The 21,100-nt window shown below is 67.5% G+C and carries 19 protein-coding genes and 2 tRNA genes; 5 read left to right on the top strand and 16 right to left on the bottom strand.

Annotated features, from left to right (window positions below; genetic code table 11):
- The first annotated feature begins 375 nt into the window (after positions 1-375).
- Positions 376-1,470, top strand: a complete 1,095-nt coding sequence (locus VZL07_RS31180; protein ID WP_426751588.1) for a diacylglycerol/lipid kinase family protein — start codon at positions 376-378, stop codon at positions 1,468-1,470.
- 20 nt (positions 1,471-1,490) lie between these two features.
- Here VZL07_RS31180 and VZL07_RS31175 read toward each other — a convergent pair whose 3' ends face one another.
- The 5 genes from VZL07_RS31175 to greB all read right to left on the bottom strand — a co-directional run bounded on the left by VZL07_RS31175 (position 1,491) and on the right by greB (position 5,691).
- Positions 1,491-2,252, bottom strand: coding sequence for an SAM-dependent methyltransferase (locus VZL07_RS31175; RefSeq protein ID WP_426751587.1), 762 nt, complete (start codon positions 2,250-2,252; stop codon positions 1,491-1,493).
- 82 nt (positions 2,253-2,334) lie between these two features.
- Complete coding sequence (locus VZL07_RS31170) at positions 2,335-2,640, bottom strand: HP0495 family protein (RefSeq protein WP_426751586.1); 306 nt, start codon at positions 2,638-2,640, stop codon at positions 2,335-2,337.
- A gap of 14 nt (positions 2,641-2,654) precedes the next feature.
- Positions 2,655-3,974, bottom strand: a complete 1,320-nt coding sequence (locus VZL07_RS31165; protein WP_426751585.1) for a PhoH family protein — start codon at positions 3,972-3,974, stop codon at positions 2,655-2,657.
- Between the two features lie 225 nt (positions 3,975-4,199).
- On the bottom strand, positions 4,200-5,147 hold the full coding sequence (locus VZL07_RS31160) for a deacetylase (protein WP_426751584.1): 948 nt from the start codon (positions 5,145-5,147) through the stop codon (positions 4,200-4,202).
- A gap of 13 nt (positions 5,148-5,160) precedes the next feature.
- Positions 5,161-5,691 carry a transcription elongation factor GreB gene (gene greB / locus VZL07_RS31155; protein WP_426751583.1) on the bottom strand — a complete coding sequence of 177 codons (531 nt, stop codon included), beginning with the start codon at positions 5,689-5,691 and terminating at the stop codon, positions 5,161-5,163.
- Positions 5,692-5,885: 194 nt separating this feature from the next.
- On the opposite strand from greB, the gene VZL07_RS31150 reads away from it, so the two are divergent.
- The 3 genes from VZL07_RS31150 to VZL07_RS31140 all read left to right on the top strand — a co-directional run bounded on the left by VZL07_RS31150 (position 5,886) and on the right by VZL07_RS31140 (position 6,809).
- Positions 5,886-5,958, top strand: a tRNA-Lys gene (locus tag VZL07_RS31150).
- Positions 5,959-5,973: 15 nt separating this feature from the next.
- Positions 5,974-6,046 (top strand) — tRNA-Glu (locus tag VZL07_RS31145).
- A gap of 496 nt (positions 6,047-6,542) precedes the next feature.
- The gene (locus VZL07_RS31140; RefSeq protein WP_426751582.1) at positions 6,543-6,809 is read left to right on the top strand and encodes a hypothetical protein; all 267 of its coding nucleotides are present in this window, start codon (positions 6,543-6,545) and stop codon (positions 6,807-6,809) included.
- A 69-nt stretch (positions 6,810-6,878) separates the two neighbouring features.
- On the opposite strand, the gene VZL07_RS31135 is transcribed toward VZL07_RS31140, so the two are convergent.
- The 11 genes from VZL07_RS31135 to VZL07_RS31085 form a co-directional block, all read right to left on the bottom strand.
- A complete protein-coding gene (locus VZL07_RS31135; RefSeq protein ID WP_426751581.1) occupies positions 6,879-7,394 on the bottom strand; it encodes an SHOCT domain-containing protein in 516 nt (171 codons plus the stop codon).
- Positions 7,395-7,542: 148 nt separating this feature from the next.
- Positions 7,543-9,144, bottom strand: coding sequence for an IS1182 family transposase (locus tag VZL07_RS31130; protein WP_426757411.1), 1,602 nt, complete (start codon positions 9,142-9,144; stop codon positions 7,543-7,545).
- Between the two features lie 142 nt (positions 9,145-9,286).
- Positions 9,287-10,132: a hypothetical protein gene (locus VZL07_RS31125; protein ID WP_426751580.1), complete on the bottom strand. Its 846-nt coding sequence runs from the start codon at positions 10,130-10,132 to the stop codon at positions 9,287-9,289.
- A 177-nt stretch (positions 10,133-10,309) separates the two neighbouring features.
- Complete coding sequence (locus VZL07_RS31120; RefSeq protein ID WP_426751579.1) at positions 10,310-10,639, bottom strand: DUF2190 family protein; 330 nt, start codon at positions 10,637-10,639, stop codon at positions 10,310-10,312.
- 55 nt (positions 10,640-10,694) lie between these two features.
- Entirely contained in the window at positions 10,695-12,599 is a 1,905-nt protein-coding gene (locus VZL07_RS31115) for a prohead protease/major capsid protein fusion protein (protein ID WP_426751578.1), read from the bottom strand.
- A gap of 30 nt (positions 12,600-12,629) precedes the next feature.
- The gene (locus tag VZL07_RS31110; protein ID WP_426751577.1) at positions 12,630-12,998 is read right to left on the bottom strand and encodes a hypothetical protein; all 369 of its coding nucleotides are present in this window, start codon (positions 12,996-12,998) and stop codon (positions 12,630-12,632) included.
- A gap of 11 nt (positions 12,999-13,009) precedes the next feature.
- The gene (locus VZL07_RS31105) at positions 13,010-13,516 is read right to left on the bottom strand and encodes a hypothetical protein (protein WP_426751576.1); all 507 of its coding nucleotides are present in this window, start codon (positions 13,514-13,516) and stop codon (positions 13,010-13,012) included.
- 559 nt (positions 13,517-14,075) lie between these two features.
- Complete coding sequence (locus VZL07_RS31100) at positions 14,076-16,481, bottom strand: bifunctional DNA primase/polymerase (protein ID WP_426751575.1); 2,406 nt, start codon at positions 16,479-16,481, stop codon at positions 14,076-14,078.
- Positions 16,482-16,600: 119 nt separating this feature from the next.
- Positions 16,601-16,876 carry a hypothetical protein gene (locus tag VZL07_RS31095; RefSeq protein WP_426751574.1) on the bottom strand — a complete coding sequence of 92 codons (276 nt, stop codon included), beginning with the start codon at positions 16,874-16,876 and terminating at the stop codon, positions 16,601-16,603.
- A gap of 356 nt (positions 16,877-17,232) precedes the next feature.
- Positions 17,233-17,478 (bottom strand): helix-turn-helix domain-containing protein, encoded by a 246-nt coding sequence (locus tag VZL07_RS31090; protein WP_426751573.1) that lies wholly within the window; start codon positions 17,476-17,478, stop codon positions 17,233-17,235.
- On the bottom strand, positions 17,444-18,667 hold the full coding sequence (locus VZL07_RS31085) for a hypothetical protein (protein WP_426751572.1): 1,224 nt from the start codon (positions 18,665-18,667) through the stop codon (positions 17,444-17,446). Before VZL07_RS31085 ends, VZL07_RS31090 begins: the two co-directional genes overlap by 35 nt.
- 622 nt (positions 18,668-19,289) lie before the next feature.
- Between VZL07_RS31085 and VZL07_RS31080 the strand changes: the two genes are divergently transcribed.
- Positions 19,290-21,074, top strand: coding sequence for a M14 family metallopeptidase (locus VZL07_RS31080; RefSeq protein ID WP_426751571.1), 1,785 nt, complete (start codon positions 19,290-19,292; stop codon positions 21,072-21,074).
- The last annotated feature ends 26 nt before the right edge of the window (positions 21,075-21,100 follow it).

Genomic DNA, 21,100 nt, shown 5'->3' with positions numbered 1-21,100 from the left:
AAGACTGCGTTTTTCTTGAAAGCTTCTGATGTACGCCCAACGTAACCACCCACCCTGGGCTGTCAAACGGGATGGGGCACCGGGCCACACACTGAAGGTGGCACTCGCCGCTGCGTAGCGCAGTGCGCAGCGACCCGCGCGCTGCGTCACAGTCGCGCCACCTGGCCGCCACGGGTGCGTAACGCGCTCTACACCTCCGTCACCCCGCGGTAGCAACCGGGCGGGCCTCTGGACAGCAGGGAACGATTCAACCCCTCGGAATTCCTTACCTGCCCGCCTGCTAACGCATTGCATCAAGACTTGGCGAGGATTGTGCACTGGCTCCCCGTGTCGCCGCCGGGTCCCCCACCGGCGTCACCTTTCGGAGCCGCCCACATGCTGGTCCAGCCCCTCCGTTCTCCTGATCTCCGCCGTGCGCCCACATCGGACGTTGCCGCCGAGCCCAAGGTCGCGGTCCTGCTGAACGCCAACGCCCGGAAGGTCGATGCGCGCGTGGTGAAGTCCCTGTCGCACGTGGTGCCGGAGCAGGACCTGTTCCTCTCCCGCTCGCCGCTGGACGCCCGCCGCATCATCCAGACGGTGCTGGAGCGCGGCTACCCCATGGTCTTCACCGGCGGTGGTGACGGCACCTTCATGGGCTTCGTGAACGAGGTCCTCCACCAGGTCGGCCCACGAGGCCGCTTCGCGGGCCGGACGCCGCCCCGCTTCGGCATCCTCAAGCTGGGCACGGGCAACGGCCTGGCCGCCTACGTCAACGCCTCCGGCACGCGCGGCGACGGCATCCTCAATGACGTGCTCCGCGCCCGCACGGGCGAGGTGCCCGGCTACCGCCCCATGGACCTGCTGATGGTGGACGGACAGCGCGCGCCCTTCGCCGGCCTCGGCGTGGATGGCAAGGTGCTCAACGACTACATCTGGGTGAAGGAGAACCTGGGCAAGGGCCTCTTCAAGAGCGTCCTCAGCGGCGGCGGCGGCTACTTCTCCGCGGTGGCCTGCAAGACGGTGCCCCACTACCTCACCCACTCCACGTGGGTGGAGTGCGAGGTCGTCAATGGCGACTCCAGCGAGGCCTACCGGCTGGGACCGGATGGCAGCGCGGTGGGTGAGCCGCTGGCCCCGGGCGCCACGCTCTTCCGCGGCCGGCTGATGATGGCGGCGGCGGGCACCATGCCCTTCTACGGCTACGGCTTCCGCATGTTCCCCTTCGCGGGCCAGCGCCAGGGCTTCATGCAGCTCCGCCTGGGCCAGGTGACGCCCACGCAGGTGCTCGCCCACCTGCCCCGGCTGTGGAGCGGCCGCTGGTTCCCCGAAGGCATCATGGACTTCCACGCCCGCGAGGTGACCATCCGCTTCGCCAACCCCATGCCCTTCCAGGTGGGCGGCGACGCGGCCGGCTACCGCGAGCAGGTCAACCTGTCCGTGGCCGCCGAGTCCGTCGAGCTGGTGGACTTCACCGGCGCGTTGAACTGAGCGCCGCACCGCCCGCCGGGCTACCCGCGATCCCTGGACGCCGGGGGCTTCTCCCCTGGCTCCTTGCGGCGGCCCACGATGAAGGCATAGCTGACGCTGGCCTTGCCGTTGCTCTCGCGATGCAGCGCGACCTCCTCGCGCAGCGCCGCGGGCTGCGAGCCGGGAATGGAGGCCAGGAACGCCTCGAGCTCCCGGTAGTGCGCGTCCAGCTCCGTGTCGTGGAGCGTCTCCGCGGACTCGGGCTCGTAGCCAGCGCCCTCCACCACCTGCAGCAGCTCGCGCGGCAGCAGCAAGGGGCCAGCGATGCGGCGCTCCCAGAAGTCCAGCGTGGCCTTGGGCGCGAAGCGCCCCACCCGCGCGGGGAACGTGAAGCCCAGCCGGCCCCGTCTCGCCAGCAGGCCGCGCAGGTTCGCCAGCGTGGCGTTCAGCGGATAGAGCACCCGTCCCTGGATGAGGATGCCGTGGAACGCGCCGTCCGGGAGGCCCAGCGCGTCGAGCGACACCCGCTGCACCTCGATCTGGTCCGTGAGCCCCTGCGCCCGCACGCGCTCGCGCACCGGGTTGAGGACGGCGTCCTCCGTGTCGGCGACCACGACCGAGCAGCCCAGCTCCCGGGCCAGCAGCAGGGCCGCGCCTCCGTCCGGCCCACAGCCGAGCACCAGCACGCGCGAGCCGGGCTCCAGCTGAGCCACCTTGGCGAAGCGACGCGTTGCATCATCAGAGCTGAAGGCGCGCCGGACGTCCGCGGGGTGATACAGCGGGAAGGGCTCGGGGGGGCTCATGGCCTCCTCATATACCCGCCCCGTCTGGAGACTTCCAGCCAGGGCCGGGCCTGGATGCGACCGGGCCCGGGCGGCCGAGCCATCACAGGTAGTATTTGACGCGCTCGTCCTTGTGGAGGGCGTCGTAGATGCCGCGGCGGTGCTCCTCGGACAGCAGGTACACCGACACGCTCAACGACACGTACTTGCCCTTGCTGCTGGGCTGCTCGCGGATGGAGTCCGGTGAGATTTCCGTCCCCATGAGCCGCTTGAACAGCTCGCGGACGTGCTCCGTGAAGCCGGCCTCCTGCGCGCCCATCACCTTGAAGGTGTAGACGGTGGGGTACTCGATGAGGGGCTTCTTCTCCCCGTCCGCGTCGGGGGGGCTTCCAGCGTCTTGCTTCGTCATGTCTCGTACCAGCGCTACAGCAGGTTGGCGGCGAGCTCGGCCAGCGCACTGCGCTCACCCTTGGCCATGGTGATGTGCGCCGCGATCTTCTCGCTCTTGAATCGGTTGACCACGTGGACCAGACCGTTGTTGGTCGCGTCCACGTACGGGTTGTCGATCTGGAACGGGTCTCCCGTGAGGATGATCTTCGTGTTGTCGCCCACGCGGGTGATGATGGTCTTCACCTCGTGGGGGGTGAGGTTCTGCGCCTCGTCCACGATGATGAACTGGTTGGGCAGGCTCCGGCCGCGGATGTACGTGAGCGGCTCGATCTCCATCAGCCCCAGGTCCAGCAGCTCGTGGTAGCCGCGCCCGGCTTTCTTGTCCGCACGGCTGAGGTTCATCAGGAACTCCACGTTGTCGAAGATGGGCTGCATCCAGGGGTTGAGCTTCTCCTCGACGCTGCCGGGCAGGTAGCCGATGTCCCGGCCCAGCGGGAAGATGGGCCGGCTGACGAGCAGCTTCTGGTAGAGCCCCTCCTCCGTCACCTTCTGCAGGCCCGCGGCGATGGCGAGCAGCGTCTTGCCCGTGCCCGCCTTGCCGACGATGGTCACCAGCTTGATGTCGTCGTTGAGCAGGAGGTCCAGGCAGAAGGCCTGCTCCATGTTGCGCGGGCGGATGCCCCACGTCCCGTCCTTGATCTGCCGCACCAGCGGCACGAGCCGGTTCCTGGCGCCGCTGAAGCGGGCCATGGCGGTGTGGGACGGGTTCGTCTCGTCCTTGAGCAGCACCAGCTGGTTGGCGAACAGGGACTCCGCGTCCGGGAGCTCCACCTCCGCGCCCTGGCGGTACATCTGGTCCACCAGGTCCTTGGGGACGAGCCGCTCCGCGAAGCCGGTGTACAGCTCGGTGATCTCCACGCGCTCGGTGTCGTAGTCCTCGGCGATGAGGCCGAGCGCGTCCGCGCGGATTCGGAGGTTGGTGTCCTTGGTGATGAAGACGGCCTGCGTCTCCGGCTCCGACTCCATCAGGTCGAGCGCCACCCCGAGGATGCGGTTGTCCATCAGGTTGCTGTCCGCCATGGACGACGGCAGCGCCCGCTCGGTGAAGCTCACGCGGAGCATGCCTCCGTGCGGCAGGGGGACGCCCTCCTTCAGCGAGCCCTCCGCGCGGAAGGAGTCCAGGTACCGCGCCACCAGGCGCGCGTTACGCCCCAGCTCGGAGAGGTCGCGCTTGAACTGGTCGATCTCCTCGATGACGTAGATGGGGATGATGACGTTGTTGTCTTTGAATCCGTAGATGCTGCGGGGATCGTGGAGCAGGACGTTGGTGTCGAGAATGAAGTTCTTACGCATCGTGGGTTGCGCGACCTGAAGGTTCGGCTGCGACCGCGAGGGACCGTGCGACGGAGAGTCTCCTGACCACTATAGGCACCCCCTCCAGGGGAAACAGCCTGCTTGTGGTGGAGGCGGCCCGCTGTCCGATACCCCACGCCGCAGGCGCGGGGAATGACGACATCGTCCGGAGTGACTTTCGACGGGCCGGCATGCATCAGCCCTGTAGCACGAGCCGACGTCCGTTCAGTGCGCCACGACGGGCGCGAGCGGATCATACCCGAGCAGCTCCGCCACCCGCTCGGGCGGCGGCCCCGGAGGCATCCGCTCCCACGGGAAGCGGCGCTGGAGCGTCTCCTCGTCGAGCGAAATGAGCCGCCGCGCTTCGAGCTGGAGCGCATCGTCCCACGCGTTCGCATCGAAGTGTTGCCCCAGCCGCGACGACAGCGGTCTCAGCATGGGCGTGGGCTTGAAGGCCACCGTCTGCCCCGTCTCGTCGCGCATGCACCGCAGCTCCACCGCCCAGGCATGGAGCCAGCGCGGAAGGTGCTGCCCGGCCTGGCGGAGCGCGAGGAAGCGGCCCTGCGCGGCGCCGTCCACGAAGAGGAAGCGACGGTCGTAGACGCACGCGGCGGCGAAGGTGGACGGCGTGAGCGCCAGGGCCTCGGTGCCGATGCGCCGGGCCATGAGCAGCAGCACGTCCAGGATGTGGCCCGCGAGCTTCAGCCCGGGATGGTTCTGCCCGGGGAGCGGCGGCCGGTTCCAGTCGAAGGCGCGGCCCGGGTTCTGGAGCAGCAGCGAGTCCAGGTACAGCAGCGGCGTGGTCGCGAACGCGTCACCGAGCCCCACCTCGGCCCCCGTCGTCCGGCGCAGCTCCAGGTCCGCGACGGGCACGTAGAAGCGGCGGCTCATGAGGATGATGCGCGGCCGGTACGGGTCCGTGCAGACGACGCGGAGCTCCAGGGGCCCTACCCGCTCCTCGACCCGCTGGAACAGGCCGTAGGCGCGCAGGGCCCGCTCCAGGCCCTGCGGGCTGTAGGTACCGAAGACGAGGTCCACCCGGGAGGCCTCGGTGTTGGCCAGCCCCAGGTCCTCGAGGGACATGCCTGCGTTCTCGGAGACGGCCAGGTCCGGCCCGCTCAGCGCCTGGTAGATGCGGCGGTAGCGGGGATTGACGGGCTGGATCCGAGGCATGGCATTCCCCTCCTCATTCGTAGCGGATGTCCACCACCGTGAGCTCGATCTCGCCCCGCGGCCGCCGCACCTCGACCGAGTCCCCCACGGCCTTGCGGAGCAGCGCGCGTCCCATGGGGGACTCCACGCTGATCCGGCCCCCGGACGCGTCGATCTCGTCCGAGCCGACAATCTGGTAGGTGCTCCGGACGCCGTCCTCGTCCTCCAGGCTCACCGTCGCGCCGAAGTAGACGCGAGAACGGTCACTCTGCTCGGAGGGGGTGACGATGGTGGCGGTGTCCAGGCGCTTTTGGAGGAAGCGGAGGCGGCGGTCGATCTCGCGCAGGCGCTTCTTTCCGTAGATGTACTCGGCGTTCTCCGAGCGGTCGCCCTGGGCGGCGGCGGCGGAGACCTCGGCGGTAACCTTGGGGCGCTCCTCGTTGAGGAGGTGGACGAGCTCGCGGTGCAGGCGCTCGGCGCCCGCCCGGGTGAGGTAGCGGCGGAACGGGGCGCGCTCGGCGTCGTCCTCGGCCTCCGGTTCGTCGGGATGTACGTCCTGGGACATGGCTCCTGTATATCGCCAGGGGGTGACGAGGAGGGAAAGGCGGCGGCGGGGACGTTCACCGGAAAGCGGACGGGGCGCCGTCAGAAACGCCCCCATGCGCTCGCCAGTGGAAAGCGCCGCCGAGTGCTGGTAGGAAGCGCCTGCCTCGGGGGCTTCCGGGGTGGTCGGTGAAGAAATTCAAAAAAGAATAGTGCGAGTCGCTAGCTCAGCTGGTAGAGCACCGGCCTTTTAAGCCGAGGGTCGGGGGTTCGATCCCCCCGCGACTCATGTGGTCGAAGTGTCGTCCCCGTCGTCTAGAGGCCCAGGACGCTGGCCTTTCAAGCCGGTAACACGGGTTCGAATCCCGTCGGGGACACTGAGTGCGGTAGTAGTTTCGCGGGTTTAGGTGCGCACCGGAGCGCATATGAATGCTCCGGTGCGCACCAGAACCTCGCCAAGTTCCCGCCAAGAAACGCCCCTACTCCCCGCGCCGCATCCGCTCGATTCGCTCGGTCACTGCCACTCGGCACCAGTCCGAGAGGGACACGCCTTCCGCAGCTGCTAAGTCCGAAGCCGTTTCTTTGAGCGCGCGCCCCAAGCTGAACGTCACCCGGTCTCCCTCCCCAGGCTCGGACTTTTTCGGCTCGGCCGCAGGGGGCCGGCCTCGCCGGTCGCGTTGGTAGCACCGCGGGCACAGCCCACGGGCCGAACCAGGGACGCTCGCGTCACGCCCACACACCTTGCAAGTAGTCATCCGCGCACACTACGCGAGCGCCACCACTAAACAATCTGCTGCATCAATTTACATTACGCAGCGAAGTGTATACCGTCTGCCGTACCCAGGCGATTCGCGCCGGGGCGGGAGACCCACCATGCGCACGAGCGGCAACATCCCCAACCAAGTCCGAGCGACCGATCTCATCCTCGATGAAGGGCGCGTGTTCGCACAGCCCGGTGACGTCGGCGAACTCCTCGACGCTGGCGAAGACGACGGCATCCCCTGGGTGATGGCCCTGTTTCCCAGCGCTCCCCAGGTGACGACGTGCCTCCTTGGAGTCGAAGTGAAACTGGTGTCCGCAGCCGATGCTAGCCCGGAGGTCCCCGAGCCGGAGACGGGCGGAGGCGTTCGCCGAGAGTAGCGCCACCAGCTGAACCGCACCCACGGGGGCCCGGTGCCGCAAGGTGCCGGGCCCCTGTCCGTTGACGGCTCAGATCCGCGCCATGAGCGCCGTCTTCTTCGTCTCGAACTCCTCAGTCGTGATGACGCCAGACTTATGGAGTTCCGCCAGCGCTTTCAGCTGCGCCAGCGGATCCGCCGCGGGTGCAACTGAAGGGGCTGGCGGTGCGGCAGGTGCGGCGCGCTTGGAGCGCCCCTGCTCTACCGCTTCGTATGCCTTGTCGAATTGCCCCGCCTGCTCAAAGGTCTTGAACGACAGTTCGTCGTGCGAAGTGTGGAGCGTCATCTGTCGATGCCCCATGAGGGACTTCTGCTCGACGGATGTAACGGACGCCAGCGGGATGGTTTCGAAGACTTCTCCGAACCATCCCTTCCTGTAGAAGACCACCCGCTCAGTAGTGATGATCAAGGCGCCGTTGTGCTGGGCCTTGTCGCCACTCCCCATCATCTCCCCGATGTAGCCCTCGAGGAACTCAACGACCATTTCCCCGGGCTTCGCTTTCGCCTTCTCAAACGCAACGACGTGGCTGGTCTTCTTCCTGTCCACTGAACGCCCCCAAGTAGCAGAGACCGCCCAGTCTAGGGGAGCCCCCACGGCGAAATCCACCGCGCCGCCCTGTCGGTGCCGCGTGACGCGGTCGGGACTCACTCCGTATAAATCGCGACCCTAGAGCGCCGAACAGGTTAGTGGAACCTCAGGCCGCAAGACACTGTTGCTCGGCGATGCGGCGGTGGACGGTCTCCAGGTTCTGGAGCGCGCAGAGCCGGCGAAGGTCGAAGAGGTTCTTGCGGGTGCCGCGGTAACGGGCCCGTGGGCCCTGCCGCTGGCTCAGATGGGCGAGTTGGTGCTCGACGGGCACTCGCTCGCGCAGCTTCGCCCGCCCCGAACGAGTGTCTTGTAGTCGCCGCAGTCGCTTCTGCAGGGCCTCGTCCTCGCCCAGCCGGACGCTCCTGCCGCGTCCGGAGGCCGCCTGCGTGCATTGGGCGCGCAGCGCGCACGCTCCGCACACCTCCGGGGCGAATTGCACCACCTGCCCAGGCTCGAAGGTCTCTACCTGGCCCGCCGGGCAGGTAATGGTGCCGGCCTTCACGTCCACGGCGAAGTCCTTCTTGCCGTACAGGCCTGGCTTCACACCGCGCCCGGGCCATGGCTTGCACACCACCTCGCCACCGGCCGCCTTCACCTCCTTGGTCAGCTCGCTATTTACATACGCCCGGTCAATGAATACCGCGACTGGCCCCAGGCCCAGCCTCCGCAAGTCCTCCTTCAACTCCGGGGTGGCCTCCTCTTCGGGGCGGTTGGCCGGTGTCACCGCACACGCCAGCACCAGCTCGGCATCCAGGTGCGTGCCGATGTGCTGCTTGTAGCCATTGAAACGCTTGCTCCTGCTCTTACGCCCGTGCCGCATCTGTTCGTCTTCAATGGACACACGCCTGTCTGGCGCGACGCCCTGGCGCAGGCGCACCCCGCCTGTCTCCACCGGCTCCAAATCTTGCGCCTTCACCTGCACGAGCGCTTCGATGTAGCGCCGCAGCGGGGCCTCCTCGGCCCCGTCCACATGGCGATTCACCCATGCTGCCAACCGGTCCACCTGCCGCACCAGTCGAGTCAGCGCCGCCTGCTTCGCTTCGGCGTCACTCCAGTCGATGTCCAGCGCGGCCTTCACGCTGGAGCCCAGCAGCACGGGCGCCCGAGCCTGACGACACACCTCCTCCACGTCCGTGCCCAGCAGTCGAGCGGCGCCCTCGGCCAGCTTCCTCCCCGCGTGGCCGAGCAGGTTGAAGGTGTCTTCAACCCGCCCGGCTCCCTCTAAAGGGCGGCTGTCTACCGCCAGGCGGAGGGTGCCTGGGAGCTTCTTCCAGTCGAAGGCCCTCGTCCTCCGGGCCACCTCCACCGTGCGCTCCAGCAGGCGCCGGTCCAGGTCGTGGTGGATGAGCCGCTCGCGGAACTGCTGCAAGCCGCCCTGCGAAAAGGCGGGCGCGTCGTCGTCGGGTTCCAGGGTGCCCAGCACCACCCGCCAGCACCGGTCCGTGGCCGACAGCCGCACCGCCTCCGCATCGGAGACTTGCAGGTAGCCTTGCAGCAGCAGCGCCATGCACAGCAGGGCCGGGGGCTGAGGCGCCTCCCCCTGGCCCGTCTGTCGGTACATGCCCTCCAGCTCTTGCTGGAAGGCCTCGTCGAATAGCTCGTGGCGGTGCCGCCGCAAGAAGACCAAGAGCTTGCGGCTCTTGCCCGCCAGCTTCAGCAGCCGCTCTTCCCTCTCGCTACACGCGACCTCGGGGCTCCACCGGTCCATGTTCACTCCTGCCGTGTCCATGGGCCTACCTGCTCACTTCTGACGCTGGCGTCGATCCCCTGGTCCCTGCCTGCTCGCTCGCCGTAACCTGATCGACGTTCTAGCGCTCCAGCGCCGACCGCGCGCCTTGTGGCACCGCCCGTCACTGGTGGCCGAGCACCACGAACATCACCGCGTGCGAGCCGGACGACACGTTCAGCGGGTTGAAGCTGGTATCGTAGACGGACATGGCGAACGAGCTCGTCCCCATGGAATGCACGCCCACGGCGGGATTCTCCGCGATGCCGGCGGAGACGACCTTGTTCGCGGACACCGTGTAGAAGTTGCTCGACAGGGTGCCCGCGAGGTTCACCGTGATCGCGGTCCCGCTGGCCGCGACGCTCGCAACGTTGAAGCCGTTCTGCAGCGTGGCCGTGCCGCCGCTGACGTTGATCCTGCCCCACGCCTTGACGATGTTCGCTTTCGTCAAGGTGTTCGTGAACGCGGTATTACTGGCCGGGGTCGTCCCGCCCACCGTGATCGGCGCGCTCGTCTGCGTTGAGCCAGCGAGACTGATTTTCCCGCCGCTGCCGGGCGTCACCTCGACGTCCCCGCCCGACAGGCTGTTGACGAGTGCCAGGACGGATGAACCCGCAGCGCCGTAGCCCAGGAACCCGCTGCGCGTATTCGGAGCGGACGTACGCGCGAAGAACTCCAGGTAGACGTGATCGATGGTGCCAGGCTTCAGCTGCACGCTGGGACCGCCGTTGTTTGCCGTCACCGCCGCGCTGAACGTCTGCGCGCCCTGCCAGGTGTTCGCGGTCGCCTTCCGTCCGAAACGCGAGTCGAGCGCCTGGAGCAGCTGCCCGTTGTTCCCTTTCTCGAGCGCGATCCCCTCCGCCTCGATGACGGTGCACGGCTCTTCCTGCAGTGCGTTCAGCGCGTCCGCGTCACAAACGGTGGCCTCCTGCCCCAGCACAGGGTTGCCGTTTGTGTACTTCCCATCCACGTTGCCATCACTGTCAATTCGATGCATGCGATTGCTCCGGCGTATGCGATTAGAATGCGGTGTGCCCACTCCCCCGAAGGAGCCCGCGTGACGAGCGCGGCGGCGGCAGGGGGGAGTGAGCTTGTTTCGAGCGGGCACACCGCGCGCCCCGTGTGGTTTGCCACCGAATCTCTTACATCACGCGCCCGACAGCAGCACGGCGCCCGACGTGGCGCCGCTCGCGACGGCAGCGGCGGCGTAGCCGATCCGCGTGTTGCTCGTGCTCGTGGTGGTGCAGTTCTTCGCGGTGTCGTCCCAGTACAGCGCCGCGCCCTCACTCCACTCCTGGCCGGTGGCCTTCGGCAGCGTGAACACACCCACGCGCTGGCCCTGGAACAGGGCGCCCGCGTCGGCATCCGCGGCGGCAACCACGGGGAGCGCGCCGATCACGTACAGGCCACCGGACACCACACCGCCGCTCGGCGCGGTGAACTCCAGGACGTCGCCCGATTGAATGTAATTCCGCATCTTGTATTTCTCCGTTGCGAGTGGGGCGGCCTATCCGAGCGCGGCCCCGGTGTGTTCAAGGTAAGGGCGCGCCCGGGTTCTTGTAGAGACCCTCGTACGAGATGACGCCGCACCCGAAGTCCATGCGCGCTTTCCACTGGCGGCCCTCGACCTCGAAGCCCTCGTTCTCGATGACCTCGGGGCCGGTCGCGCCGTCCAGGTAACTGTGCTCGATGGTCGGCGCCTGCTCGGGGCTCGCCGCGAGATACCAGGCGGCCGCGCTCACGATGTCGAGGCGCGGGTCGACGAGCACTTCCAGCCGGCCGGAGAACGGGTTCACGTTCGAGGTCTGCGTCGCGTTGATCTGCGTCGTCACCTGGAGCGCCAGCACTTCGAGCGCCGCGGGCACCACCAGGAACATGGGGCGAACGTTGAGTGGCGTCACGCCGTCGAGCCCCTTCTGCACGCGCATCGCGCGAGCGCCCTCGCCGAGCGAGGCGATGGAGATGACGGAGCCGGACGCGGCGAGGTTGCCATGTGCAGACGAGAACAGCGTCGAACCGTCCATGAGCTTGTTCCCCGTCAGCAGCCCGACGATCTGCGTGACCTCGAGCTCGGCGGCGGCGCGTCCGTACTTCCGCACCATGTCGAACGCGCCCAGGTCGTCGTTGATGATCGCCTGTCGGGTCATGCCGAAGATCTTCGCGAACGTCGCGAGCGCGTAGCCGGTCGACGTGCTGGCCATCGTTCCGGCCTTCACCTCCCCCGACTCTGGGACCTTCTCCAGCGCGGGCGCCTCGCCGAGCCGCAGGAGCGACTTGGGGCGGAAGTCCATGGCGCTCGACTGCCGGGAAATGCGGCGGATGCTGGTCGGGTCGTTGGCCAGCGCGCCGTAGCCGTCGAGCAGCACGCGATTCCCTGCTTCCCCCAACAGGGCGCCGAAGTCCGAGATCGTGTGCAGGCCGCCCATCGCGCGCTGCAGGACCTGGCCACGCGACAGGAGCCGCGTGGAACCCGGGCTGCGCGCCTCCAGGCACACGCGGGCCATGTCCACGAGTCCGAGCTGCGCGTACTGCTGCGCGCGCTCGGTGAGCTTTGCGCGGACGCCGCAGCGGTGCGCGAGCGCCTCGCCCATGTCACGGACGCGGTTGTCGAAGCTGTCGTGCGTCTCACCGACGGCAACGTGAGCCGTCTGCCCGGGGCCGCCGCGGTCACTACGCTCCGCGAGCGCGTCGAGGATGGCGTTTCGCGCGTCGTGGACACTCACGCCCTCGTTGATGAGGCGGGCCTCCAACTCGGCGGGGAGGTTGTGCTTGCGCATCAAAGTGGTGATGACGTTGATGCGCTCGCGCTCGGCGCGGACCTTCACGTCGGTGTCGTTGTTGCTGTCGTTGTTCGTGGCGGACATCGTGCGTTTCTCCTGTGTGCTTCGGATGTGGGAAGCCGGGTCGGCAGGCATCGCTACGGCGGAAGCCTCCATCGGCTCCCAGTCGACGACGCGATAAGTGGGCGGAGTCCCGTCGCCGCCCGTCGTCTTCTCCATCTTCAAGACGCGGTAGCCGGCGGAGATGCTGGAGAGCACGCCCTGACGGATCTTGTTGAAAACGCTGTCCGCGTTCGGGTCGTCCTTCAGCATCCGCACCAGCGCGCGGCCCTCGCCCTTTACGAGCCAAGCGCGCTCGATAACGCCGACGTGGGCACGGGAGTCCCAGCGGTTGTGCTCGAGCAGGAAGGGAGCTCGGCCCGACTGGAATCGCGCCATGCGGACGTGCTTGGGGTCGAGGCTCAGCTCCTCGAAATACTCGCCGTCCCAGTCCACGCGCCGGACGGGCGTGCCAGTGGCGAAGGTGATCTCGAAGGTCCGCGCGGCCTCGTTGATGCTCGACGGGACGACGGTGAACGACTCTTTGCGCGTGCCCTCACCGCGCTGGGTGATTTCGTTCCCGTGGGCGTCGCGCTCGACGGTTGCCGTTGAAGTCATGGCGCCGTTGTCACACGGCGCCAATGCAATTCACATACAGGGAAATTGCATACCCTCAAGCACGTTGAAGAGCTGTCGCCACTTCGGAACGGTGTCGCGCGCGAGCAGCGCGTACGCGAGGCACCCTTCCAGGCTGTTCAGGTCCGGATGCGCCGGGCGCGTGCGGCGCCGCGCGGCGGACAGCGCCGCGTGGAGCTGCCGGGCTCGCTCGGTGAGCGACAGGTCCGCGGGGAGGAATCCCGCGGCGGCGCGCAGGGCGCGGTCCCGGTGCGCCTGCCGGGCCTCATACGGAAGCCCGGACAGCATCACCTGGAGCGCCCAGCTCCGCAGCATCGGGTCCAGCACGCCCAACGTCTCCCGCTCGAAGGTGACGAACATCGCAGGATCAACGGCGTGCATGGCGGCGGCCCTCAGTGAAGGTGGGAGCGCGGCGACTCGCGCCCCACGGTGATGGCCACCGCGGCCCTGCCGGCCTTGCGAATCTCCTCGCGAGCCACCGCGCGGGTGATGCTCTCACCCAGGGCGACGAGCTGCTCTGCCCGCTCGCTGACGAGCTTCGCGATCTTCGCGTGCTGGGTCTCACTCGGCGCCGGGTATCGTCCGGACGCCAGCAGCGTTCGGCCGGCCGCAGTGCCGATGCACAGCAACTCAGACCGCCGGGCGACCACGTCCGGCACCAGGTGCCCCGACAGCTCAGCGGCGAGCAGAAGAACGGCGGACCGGGCGAGCAGGTCCAGCGCGTCGTTTTCCTCGCTCTCGACAAGCACGCGCATGGCTTCGGCCATCCGAATCACGAACTCCTCTTCCCTGTCCGGCGGGAGAGGTCCGAAGCGCCGCGCCGCGAACGTCACGGCCTCGCGCCCGTGCTGCGTCACCAGCTGCAACCGCTTGCTATTCTCCGCTTCCGTCCTCGTCATGTGTGCGCTCCTCTGCCTGGCATTGCGCCTTAGAGACAAGATTTGAAATATATGGATATAGGACTAAGTCAATGGCACCACCCTGACACCCCGACACACCCCCGGTGACACAGGCGGCGATGGTCGTCACCAGGGGTGTCAGGCGTTGGGCTGCAGCCACGCGCGCCCGCCAGAAGTCGAGCGCGCTCGAGCGGTCCCGACGACCGACGCCCATATACTGACGACACCTATCCGGACCCCCGCCTAGACGGAAACTGCGCTCTGCGCACCCTCTGGAAGGGGGGCTCCCGCGAAGAACCTACACCCGGGGGTGGGCACGTGTGCGACATGATGTATCTGGGTCCTTCCTCGGGACGTGCCTGGAACGGGTGCGTAGACCGCAGGACTTGGGCACGTCGAGGCGTTCGCAGGTCCGAACCGAACACCACCGGCTTTGTGGTTACCGTGGTTTCTGTGGTTGGTTTCAACTCTCTATTTCCAAAGATGTAGAGAGATTAATTCCGTGTGTTCTCCCTGCCGCCGCTTAAAACCAACCACGCTAACCACGGTAACCACAGTCCTAGGGTAGACGCTCTACCCACCAGCGCGAGCCGTGGTGGTCCGACTGCCCAACGATTCGCAGCCCATCCACGGGGCGCCCCTTGTGCTTGCTCAGCCACTTCCCCAGGGTGCGGCCGTCTGGCCTGCCCCGGTTGCTGGACACGGCGCTGATCGCGTCCTTGAACGCCTGGAGCGCGGGACTGTGCGGGTCGAACCGCTCGGCTTCCTTCAACAGGTCGGCGGCCGTGCGCCACTTCTCCGCGCCGGTCCCGAGCCGCTCCGCCCACGCGGTGAGGACGGACCGATGCATCGCCATCAGCGGATCTTCGGCACGCGCCGTCTCCATGGTGGCGCACGGGTCAGCGCAGCCCAGCCAGATCAGCGCGCTGCGTACGGTGTCGCTCCAGCCCTGGAACGACGCGAGCGGGGCAGCTGCGCACGCTGGCCGGCCCGCGACGACGTACGCCCGAGCGATGGTCAGTGCGGCGGCCACGTAGCGCCCGCGGTCTGCCAGGACTTCCGCAACCGGGTTGCGCTTGAATGCGCGCAGTTCGGGCCGCTCCATGTTCGCTTCAAGCCGCGCCAGCAGCATTCGCCGGGTTACGTCACCCCTCAACAGGATGTTGTTTCCCGTCGCATACATCGTTGAGCGGGACTCGACGCGGATCAGCTCCGACTTGCCCAGCACGCGCACCTCGACGATTGGGCGCTCCAGGATTTGGCACAAGGCGTCCCCTCCGAGGGGCGCGCTCACGTTGTCGAGGGACACCAGCGGCTGACCGGTCATGATCGCGGAGCTAAGCCTCTTCTCCATCTCCTCTTCGGACGGTCCCGCCGACATGACGGGCATCGGCTGGCCCAGTGCCACGGCGGCGGCAACGTCGCACGCGAAAGACTTCCCCGTGCCTGGCGTGCTCGCGCTGAACACGTGCCCGGGAGAAACGGGGAACGCGCCGCGCACAACGGGCGTGATGATGGCGGAGAGCGCGACGCTACGGCTCGCGTCGTCGACGAACGGAAATTCATCCAGGAGCGCCAACAGCACCGCCAGGGCTTTCTGTGCGTCGTGCGGTGTCGGAGCGTCGGGGATGGCGGGCATGTTCGGCGGCGCCATGAGCACGAGCCGCGTCTCCGCGTCGTAGCCGGGGGCGCTCAGGATCGAGCCGTCCGGGCGCATCGTGGGGCAGGTGATGACACCCGCGAGCGTAGGGAACCGCCACTCCCCCTCGCGCGCCAGCACGGTCTGTGCGACGTCGAGCGGAGGATCGGCGGTGACAAGCTCACCCGCTCGCTTGTCGAAGCGAGCGAACTTCGCATGCCGCGCCATCAGGTCTCGCGTGTACGTGCCTTCGAGCTTGGCGAGCCGGGCGATTTTCGTGCGCCGGCCGTGCGCGGCTTCCGCTTCCTCAACCACGGGGCGCACGAGCCGCGCGCCTCGTACGTAGATGGGGACGCGAGCCTGCACGAGCGCGTCTTCAGCTTCGCTCGCGATCTCCGCGAGGCGCCCCGCGACGAGCTCAATCACGGGCTTGCGCTTCGCGCCGAGCGTGCCCTTCGCGGACTTCCGCCCGCGCGCCAGCCGGTAGCGCAGCCCTTCGGGCCCGTCGTCCTCCAGGTCGAAGGGCGTGGGGTTGCGTGCGTTCCACTCCACCAGCAGCGGCCACGCCTCTTCATCGGAGAGCGCGAAGTCCCGCACGAGAATCATTGCCGCCTGCACCGCATGGAGCCCCCCGCCCTCGCCGTCAACGCGCGCGGGTGAGGGACCATGGCGCCGGAGTGCTTCCCGCGCTTCGTCGAGCACGGCTGGCGTCGCGGGCGGGAAGGTGCTCGGCGCCCAGGAGTGCTCGGCTCGCTCGGCAGGCGCACGGACGCGCGCAAGCAACCAATCGGGGGCATCGGCCGGCGGCGTTTCCCACGGCGGCAGGATCCACCGGTACTGGCCCCTCCCGCTGACGGACGGTGCGGCGACGATCTGCCCACCGGTGCCACGTACGTCGAGCCCTGGACCAACCTTGTTTGCCGTATTGCTGACGCCGCCCTCTGGCCAGCGGAAGAGATAGTGATCGCCGCCGCTCCCGGTCATTGCGCGCGTAGTGCGCGGAAGCGGGCCGTACTTGTCCACGAGCGCCGCGAGCGAATCCCGGCCCCCGTTCTCGGGGTCAACGTCGAGGGCGAATATCCCAGACTCCTCACCGGTCACGATACCGACGTTCCCGTCCTTCCATTTCCCCCACCAGGACGCGATCTCCTGGGGGTCGCGCGTGCCGCGGTCCTGCCACCTGCTGAGCCGCGGATGCTTGCCCCGCTGCTTCACAGGACACGATGCCCCCTCCTGGCACGAGCACACGCCAGCGGGGGTGATGTTGTGCAGCGGAATCACGCGCCAGCCCACCTCACGTGCGTAGAAGGCAGCGACCTTGCTCATGCGAGACGGGGTTGCAGCGGGGGGAGCAATTGCAATACTATCCGTGTGCATTCGTTCACCTAGACATCGCGAGTGCATGAGGGCGTCGGTCCTGGCGGGGAGCGGCGCCCTTGGTGTTTTCAGCGCTTGCGCCACTGCTCGCGCTGCTGCTCTGCGAGACGAGCCAAGTCGCTTCTGAAGTCGCGCGGTGCGCGCAGTTTCGGCGGTGCGGTCGGCTCAAGCACCAGCGGGGCCGGCGGCACAAGAGCGGCCTCGACGGACTCGGCGGTGATCACCGTCTTTCGCCCGAACTTCGGCCCGCGGACCAGCGTCCCGTCCGAGAGGAGTTCGAACACGCGGCGAGTCGAGCACCGCAGTCGAGCGGCGGCCTCGTTCACGTCGAGCAGCGATGTCACGGCTGAGCCTCGCGGCTCTCCGCCAGGGCGGCACGAATGGCCGCCACGGTGCCTCGGTTGATTCCCAGGCCGCCAAGCGCACGGGCGAGAGTGGCATTGCCAATTCCCGCGCGCTGGGAAAATGCGTTTTCCCCGTCCTTCGCCACCATGGCAGCGAGCGGGCCCCGGAGGTCGTCAGGGAGGGGCGCGCGAGTCAGCTTCCGTCCGTTCGAGTCTGGAGTATGAGGTTGCATGTCTCCAGAACACTATATGTTTTCGGTGTTCTGGCAATACCACCCCAATAGCGCCCCAATCCCTTAGACAGACGTAAACGTTCTGATAAATTTATGAACAAAAACCACAACCATTCCAGATGGTTACAGCTTGAGGTCGCGGAGGGAGCTCGCAGCACGGCGGCGTTTCGGAGGGGGCGTGGTTTCGGCGGGCGCCTCACCGTGGCGGGCCAAGTGCTTGAGCTGCTCGCGGGGGATGTACCGGCGCCCGGCCACCGTCACCGGGCGGAGCACCCCGCGGGCGATGAGCCCAGGCAATGTGGAGTTCCGGCCGACGCCGAGCAGCTTCGCGGCCTCACGAAACGAGCAAAGGAGGGGAGTGGATTTCATCGTCCGCATTTACCAGCACGAGGGGCACGACGACCATCGGCGGGATGTGGACGCCCAGGTAATGCCGGCGTGCAGTGCGGATGCTATGTCCCGTCACTTGGCTGATCGCATCCAGTGATACGCCTCCCGCGCGTGCGGTGACGAGCCGCCCACCATTCGCACTAAGCGTGACGAACGTGTGGCGCAGGCGCTCGAAGCTGAAGCCGTCCAGCTCTGGCCGCGCCGCGATGACGCGCGCCACGGCGCGGGACGTGGCGACTCGATCCGGGGCCCTGCCCGCGGCCTGGAGCCGCTGCGCTGCGGCGAGCGCCTGGCAGCCGATGCTCACTGCATGCGCACCGCCGTTCTTGTGCTTGAACTCCAGCACCGCAGCGATCTCCCCCTCCCCTTCCAGCACGCGGATGCGGCCCTCACCTCGGGCCAGGCGCTCGATTTCCGTGCCGTGCATGCCGCACAGCGCCCGGAGCAGGAAGACATCGCGGATGGGCTGCAGGTCCACGCGCAAGCGCGGGGCCTCCGGCGGCGCGTCGTCCCCGTAGCCCGGGGCGTACGTGTAGTCCCGGAGCGCGGCGTAGAACGTGGCTACCTGCTCAGCGGTGAAGGCGCGGTCCGCCACCGGCCGGGGCGTCACCTTGGGCACCTCCAGCCAGAGGGAGGGATCATCCTTTTGGTCAAGGCGGCCCGCTGAGCGCGCCCAGGCCGTGAACGCCTTCAGTGCGACGACGCGTTTATGCCGTGCACTCTCCCACCCGGCCAGCGTGACACGCAGTTCTGCGAGCGTCACGGTGCGGAGCTCTCGCCCACCAAGAGCGTCGGCCCACGCGCGCAGGTACGGCTGAAGCGTATGGCGGACATACCCCGGAGACAGCTCCCCCGCATCGACCCTCGCCTTGGCGTCCGCATCGAATGCGGCCAGCGCCGCGGCGTCGAGGCGAAGGCCAGGCGCGCTCGCTGCGGCTCGCTCCCGTCGCTGCTGGGCGCGCGTCCGGTAGCCCTCCGGGTCGCGTTCGAACAGGGCCAGCTCTGCCAGGGCTTGCCTGTGCGTCTGGGCGTCCAGAGTGACCTTCCAGGCCCGGCCGTTAATCCCGCGTTCGATGACGAAAACTTCACGCCCATCGCGGGAAAGGCGGACGAAGCCGCCTTCCCAAGTACGGACTCGCTTCTGGGAAGGATATGGGGGCTTGGACATCGGCGTTCTCCTGGGCTCGCCAAGTTCTCGCCAAGTAGCACGAACGGCGCGCTCATGACAGAGCGGCTAGCCACTCGCCTTTCAAGCCGGTAACACGGGTTCGAATCCCGTCGGGGACACTTCAATCGGGGCCGGAAGCCGCGGATGAAACCGCGGTTTCCGGCCCCGGGGCGTTTGGGGCTCCGGCGCAGCTACATTCGAATGCCTCCAAGCCTAAGCGGCGCCCCTCCTCCAGCCTCCGGCTGGCCCACCGCCATCCCATCCTCGCAGTAGTGCCGTCTCTCGCACCGTTAGTGTCGGGCTCATGTCAGCGCTGAATCCCGGTGCCGGGATGTGACATCAGCCACGCGGACCTCAACCGGTTCGCTGGGTTTCCCCGACACGGGTGGGCCGCCCTTGGCTCCTTTGCGCCACCCACCAACGCAATCATGTTGCAATAGTTTCGCGCAATATTATCTCATCGCGATGCAACATGCTGCTTCAAGAATCCGAATCACGCGTTCACGGAACCAGGGCCTTCGCGGAATTTGCCCGATTGGCTGAAAGCGCCTGCGCAGATGCAGCGCATCTCCCTTGGCTCCGACGCGTGTGCTCCGCGTCCCCCTCCTACGAGACACATCGAATGCTCCGGAAACATGCATTTCTCACGGCGCTCGCCGCCTGCTGGATGACCGCCCCCTCGGCATGGGCACAGGAACTGGCGCCGCTGCCGCCTGCTCGCCCCTGGTCGGGGAAGAGCGAGGCGCTGGTCGTCGCGCCGTCACATCCCTGGCTCACGCCCGCCGAGCGCGCCGGGTTTGAGGCCACGCCCTCGTACGCGGAGACGCGCGCCTGGCTGGAGAAACTGGTCGCCGCGTCCCCCTTGCTGACCCTGAAGGAATTCGGGCGGACACCCGAGGGCCGCGCCATTTTCTATGTCCGGGCGAGCAAGGGCGGCGCGGACAAGCCAGTGGTGCTGGCACAGGCGGGAATCCACGCGGGGGAAATCGACGGCAAGGACGCCGGGCTGATGCTCCTGCGAGACATCGCGAAGCGCGGCAAGAGCGAGCTGCTCGACCATGTCGACCTGGTCTTCGTCCCCATCCTGAACATCGACGGTCACGAACGGGCGAGCATCTGGTCTCGCGGTCATCAGCGAGGACCGCGCGAGAAGGGCTGGCGCGCCACCGCGCAGAACATCAATCTCAACCGCGACTATGCGAAGGCCGATGCGCCTGAAACCCGCGCCATCATCGGCCTGCTGCGCGAGCTGGACCCAGCGCTGTATATCGACTTCCACGTCAGTGACGGTCCCGACATGCAATATGACGTGACCTACACCTTCGCGGGCTGGGGAACCTATGCCCGCGCCCGTGCCATCACGGGCTGGCTGGAGAAACGGTTCAAGCCCGCAGTGGATGCCGCGCTGACCGCGCAGGGCCATGTGCCGGGCGTCTATCCCAGCCTGATTGACGGCCGCGATCCGGCGTCGGGCCTGCGCTTCTCGCCCGAAGGGCCTCGCTACTCCACCGGCTATGGCGATTTCACCGGCATCCCGACCGTGCTGGTCGAGAACCACTCGCTCAAGCCCTACAAGCAGCGGGTCCTGGGCACCTATGTCCTGCTGGAGGCGGCGCTGCGTGCGGTTGGCGCCGATGCCGCGGTCATCGCGCGGGCAAAGTCCGAGGACCGCGCCGCGCGCCCCAGCCGATTGATGGTGAAATGGGAGAGACTGACGAAGCCGATCGCCACGGTTGAATTCAAGGGCATCAGCTATGACCGCTATCGGTCGCCCGCATCGGGCCGCGAAGAGATTCGCTGGCTGGGCAAGCCCGTCACCACGCGCAAGCCGGTCATTGGCTTCAAAGAAAGCCTCTCAGTGACCATTCCGCGCGCATGGTTCATTCCGGCCAGCGAAACAGCGGTCATTGACCGCCTCAAGCTGCACGGCATCCAGCTCGAGACCCTTGACCGGCCCATGACGCTGACGCTGGACACGGTGCGACTGATCGATCCGACCCATGGCGACGCGCAGGAAGGTCGGGTGCGATTGCAAGCAACCTTCCAGCATGAGAAGCGGCAACAGACCGTGCCCGCTGGAACGGTGCGCGTCTCATCCGATCAGCCGCTGCGCCTGCTGGCCGCCGCCTTGCTGGAACCGGAGAGCGACGATTCGCTGCTCGCCTGGGGCTTCTTTCCCCATGTCCTCTCCCCCGGAGGATTCTCCCTGGAGGATTACGCCCTGGCCCCCATGGCGGATCGGATGCTCAGCGAGAACCCCGCCTTGCGCGAAGCCTTCGAGGCGAAGCTGAAAGCGGACCCAGCCTTTGCTCGGGATGGCGACGCAAGGCTGCGATGGTTCTTCGCACAAACGCCCTACAGCGACCCTCGCTACCGTCTCTATCCGGTCCTGCGTCAGGTGGACTGAGCCGTGAGACTGCGTGCCCCCGGCGT

This window comes from Pseudomyxococcus flavus, assembly GCF_050038885.1.
Taxonomy (GTDB): domain Bacteria; phylum Myxococcota; class Myxococcia; order Myxococcales; family Myxococcaceae; genus Myxococcus; species Myxococcus flavus.
This window is presented reverse-complemented; position numbering and strand designations above follow the sequence as displayed.

Coding starts and splice junctions, on each gene's coding strand:
- VZL07_RS31085 (WP_426751572.1), bottom strand. CDS start 18,667: ATGTCCAAGCCCCCATATCCTTCCCAGAAGCGAGTCCGTACTTGGGAA.
- VZL07_RS31100 (WP_426751575.1), bottom strand. CDS start 16,481: ATGAGCAAGGTCGCTGCCTTCTACGCACGTGAGGTGGGCTGGCGCGTG.
- VZL07_RS31160 (WP_426751584.1), bottom strand. CDS start 5,147: ATGCCTCGGATCCAGCCCGTCAATCCCCGCTACCGCCGCATCTACCAG.
- greB (WP_426751583.1), bottom strand. CDS start 5,691: ATGTCCCAGGACGTACATCCCGACGAACCGGAGGCCGAGGACGACGCC.
- VZL07_RS31170 (WP_426751586.1), bottom strand. CDS start 2,640: ATGACGAAGCAAGACGCTGGAAGCCCCCCCGACGCGGACGGGGAGAAG.
- VZL07_RS31130 (WP_426757411.1), bottom strand. CDS start 9,144: ATGGACCGGTGGAGCCCCGAGGTCGCGTGTAGCGAGAGGGAAGAGCGG.
- VZL07_RS31180 (WP_426751588.1), top strand. CDS start 376: ATGCTGGTCCAGCCCCTCCGTTCTCCTGATCTCCGCCGTGCGCCCACA.
- VZL07_RS31105 (WP_426751576.1), bottom strand. CDS start 13,516: ATGACGAGGACGGAAGCGGAGAATAGCAAGCGGTTGCAGCTGGTGACG.
- VZL07_RS31165 (WP_426751585.1), bottom strand. CDS start 3,974: ATGCGTAAGAACTTCATTCTCGACACCAACGTCCTGCTCCACGATCCC.
- VZL07_RS31175 (WP_426751587.1), bottom strand. CDS start 2,252: ATGAGCCCCCCCGAGCCCTTCCCGCTGTATCACCCCGCGGACGTCCGG.
- VZL07_RS31115 (WP_426751578.1), bottom strand. CDS start 12,599: ATGACTTCAACGGCAACCGTCGAGCGCGACGCCCACGGGAACGAAATC.
- VZL07_RS31120 (WP_426751579.1), bottom strand. CDS start 10,639: ATGCGGAATTACATTCAATCGGGCGACGTCCTGGAGTTCACCGCGCCG.
- VZL07_RS31080 (WP_426751571.1), top strand. CDS start 19,290: ATGCTCCGGAAACATGCATTTCTCACGGCGCTCGCCGCCTGCTGGATG.
- VZL07_RS31090 (WP_426751573.1), bottom strand. CDS start 17,478: ATGAAATCCACTCCCCTCCTTTGCTCGTTTCGTGAGGCCGCGAAGCTG.
- VZL07_RS31140 (WP_426751582.1), top strand. CDS start 6,543: ATGCGCACGAGCGGCAACATCCCCAACCAAGTCCGAGCGACCGATCTC.
- VZL07_RS31110 (WP_426751577.1), bottom strand. CDS start 12,998: ATGCACGCCGTTGATCCTGCGATGTTCGTCACCTTCGAGCGGGAGACG.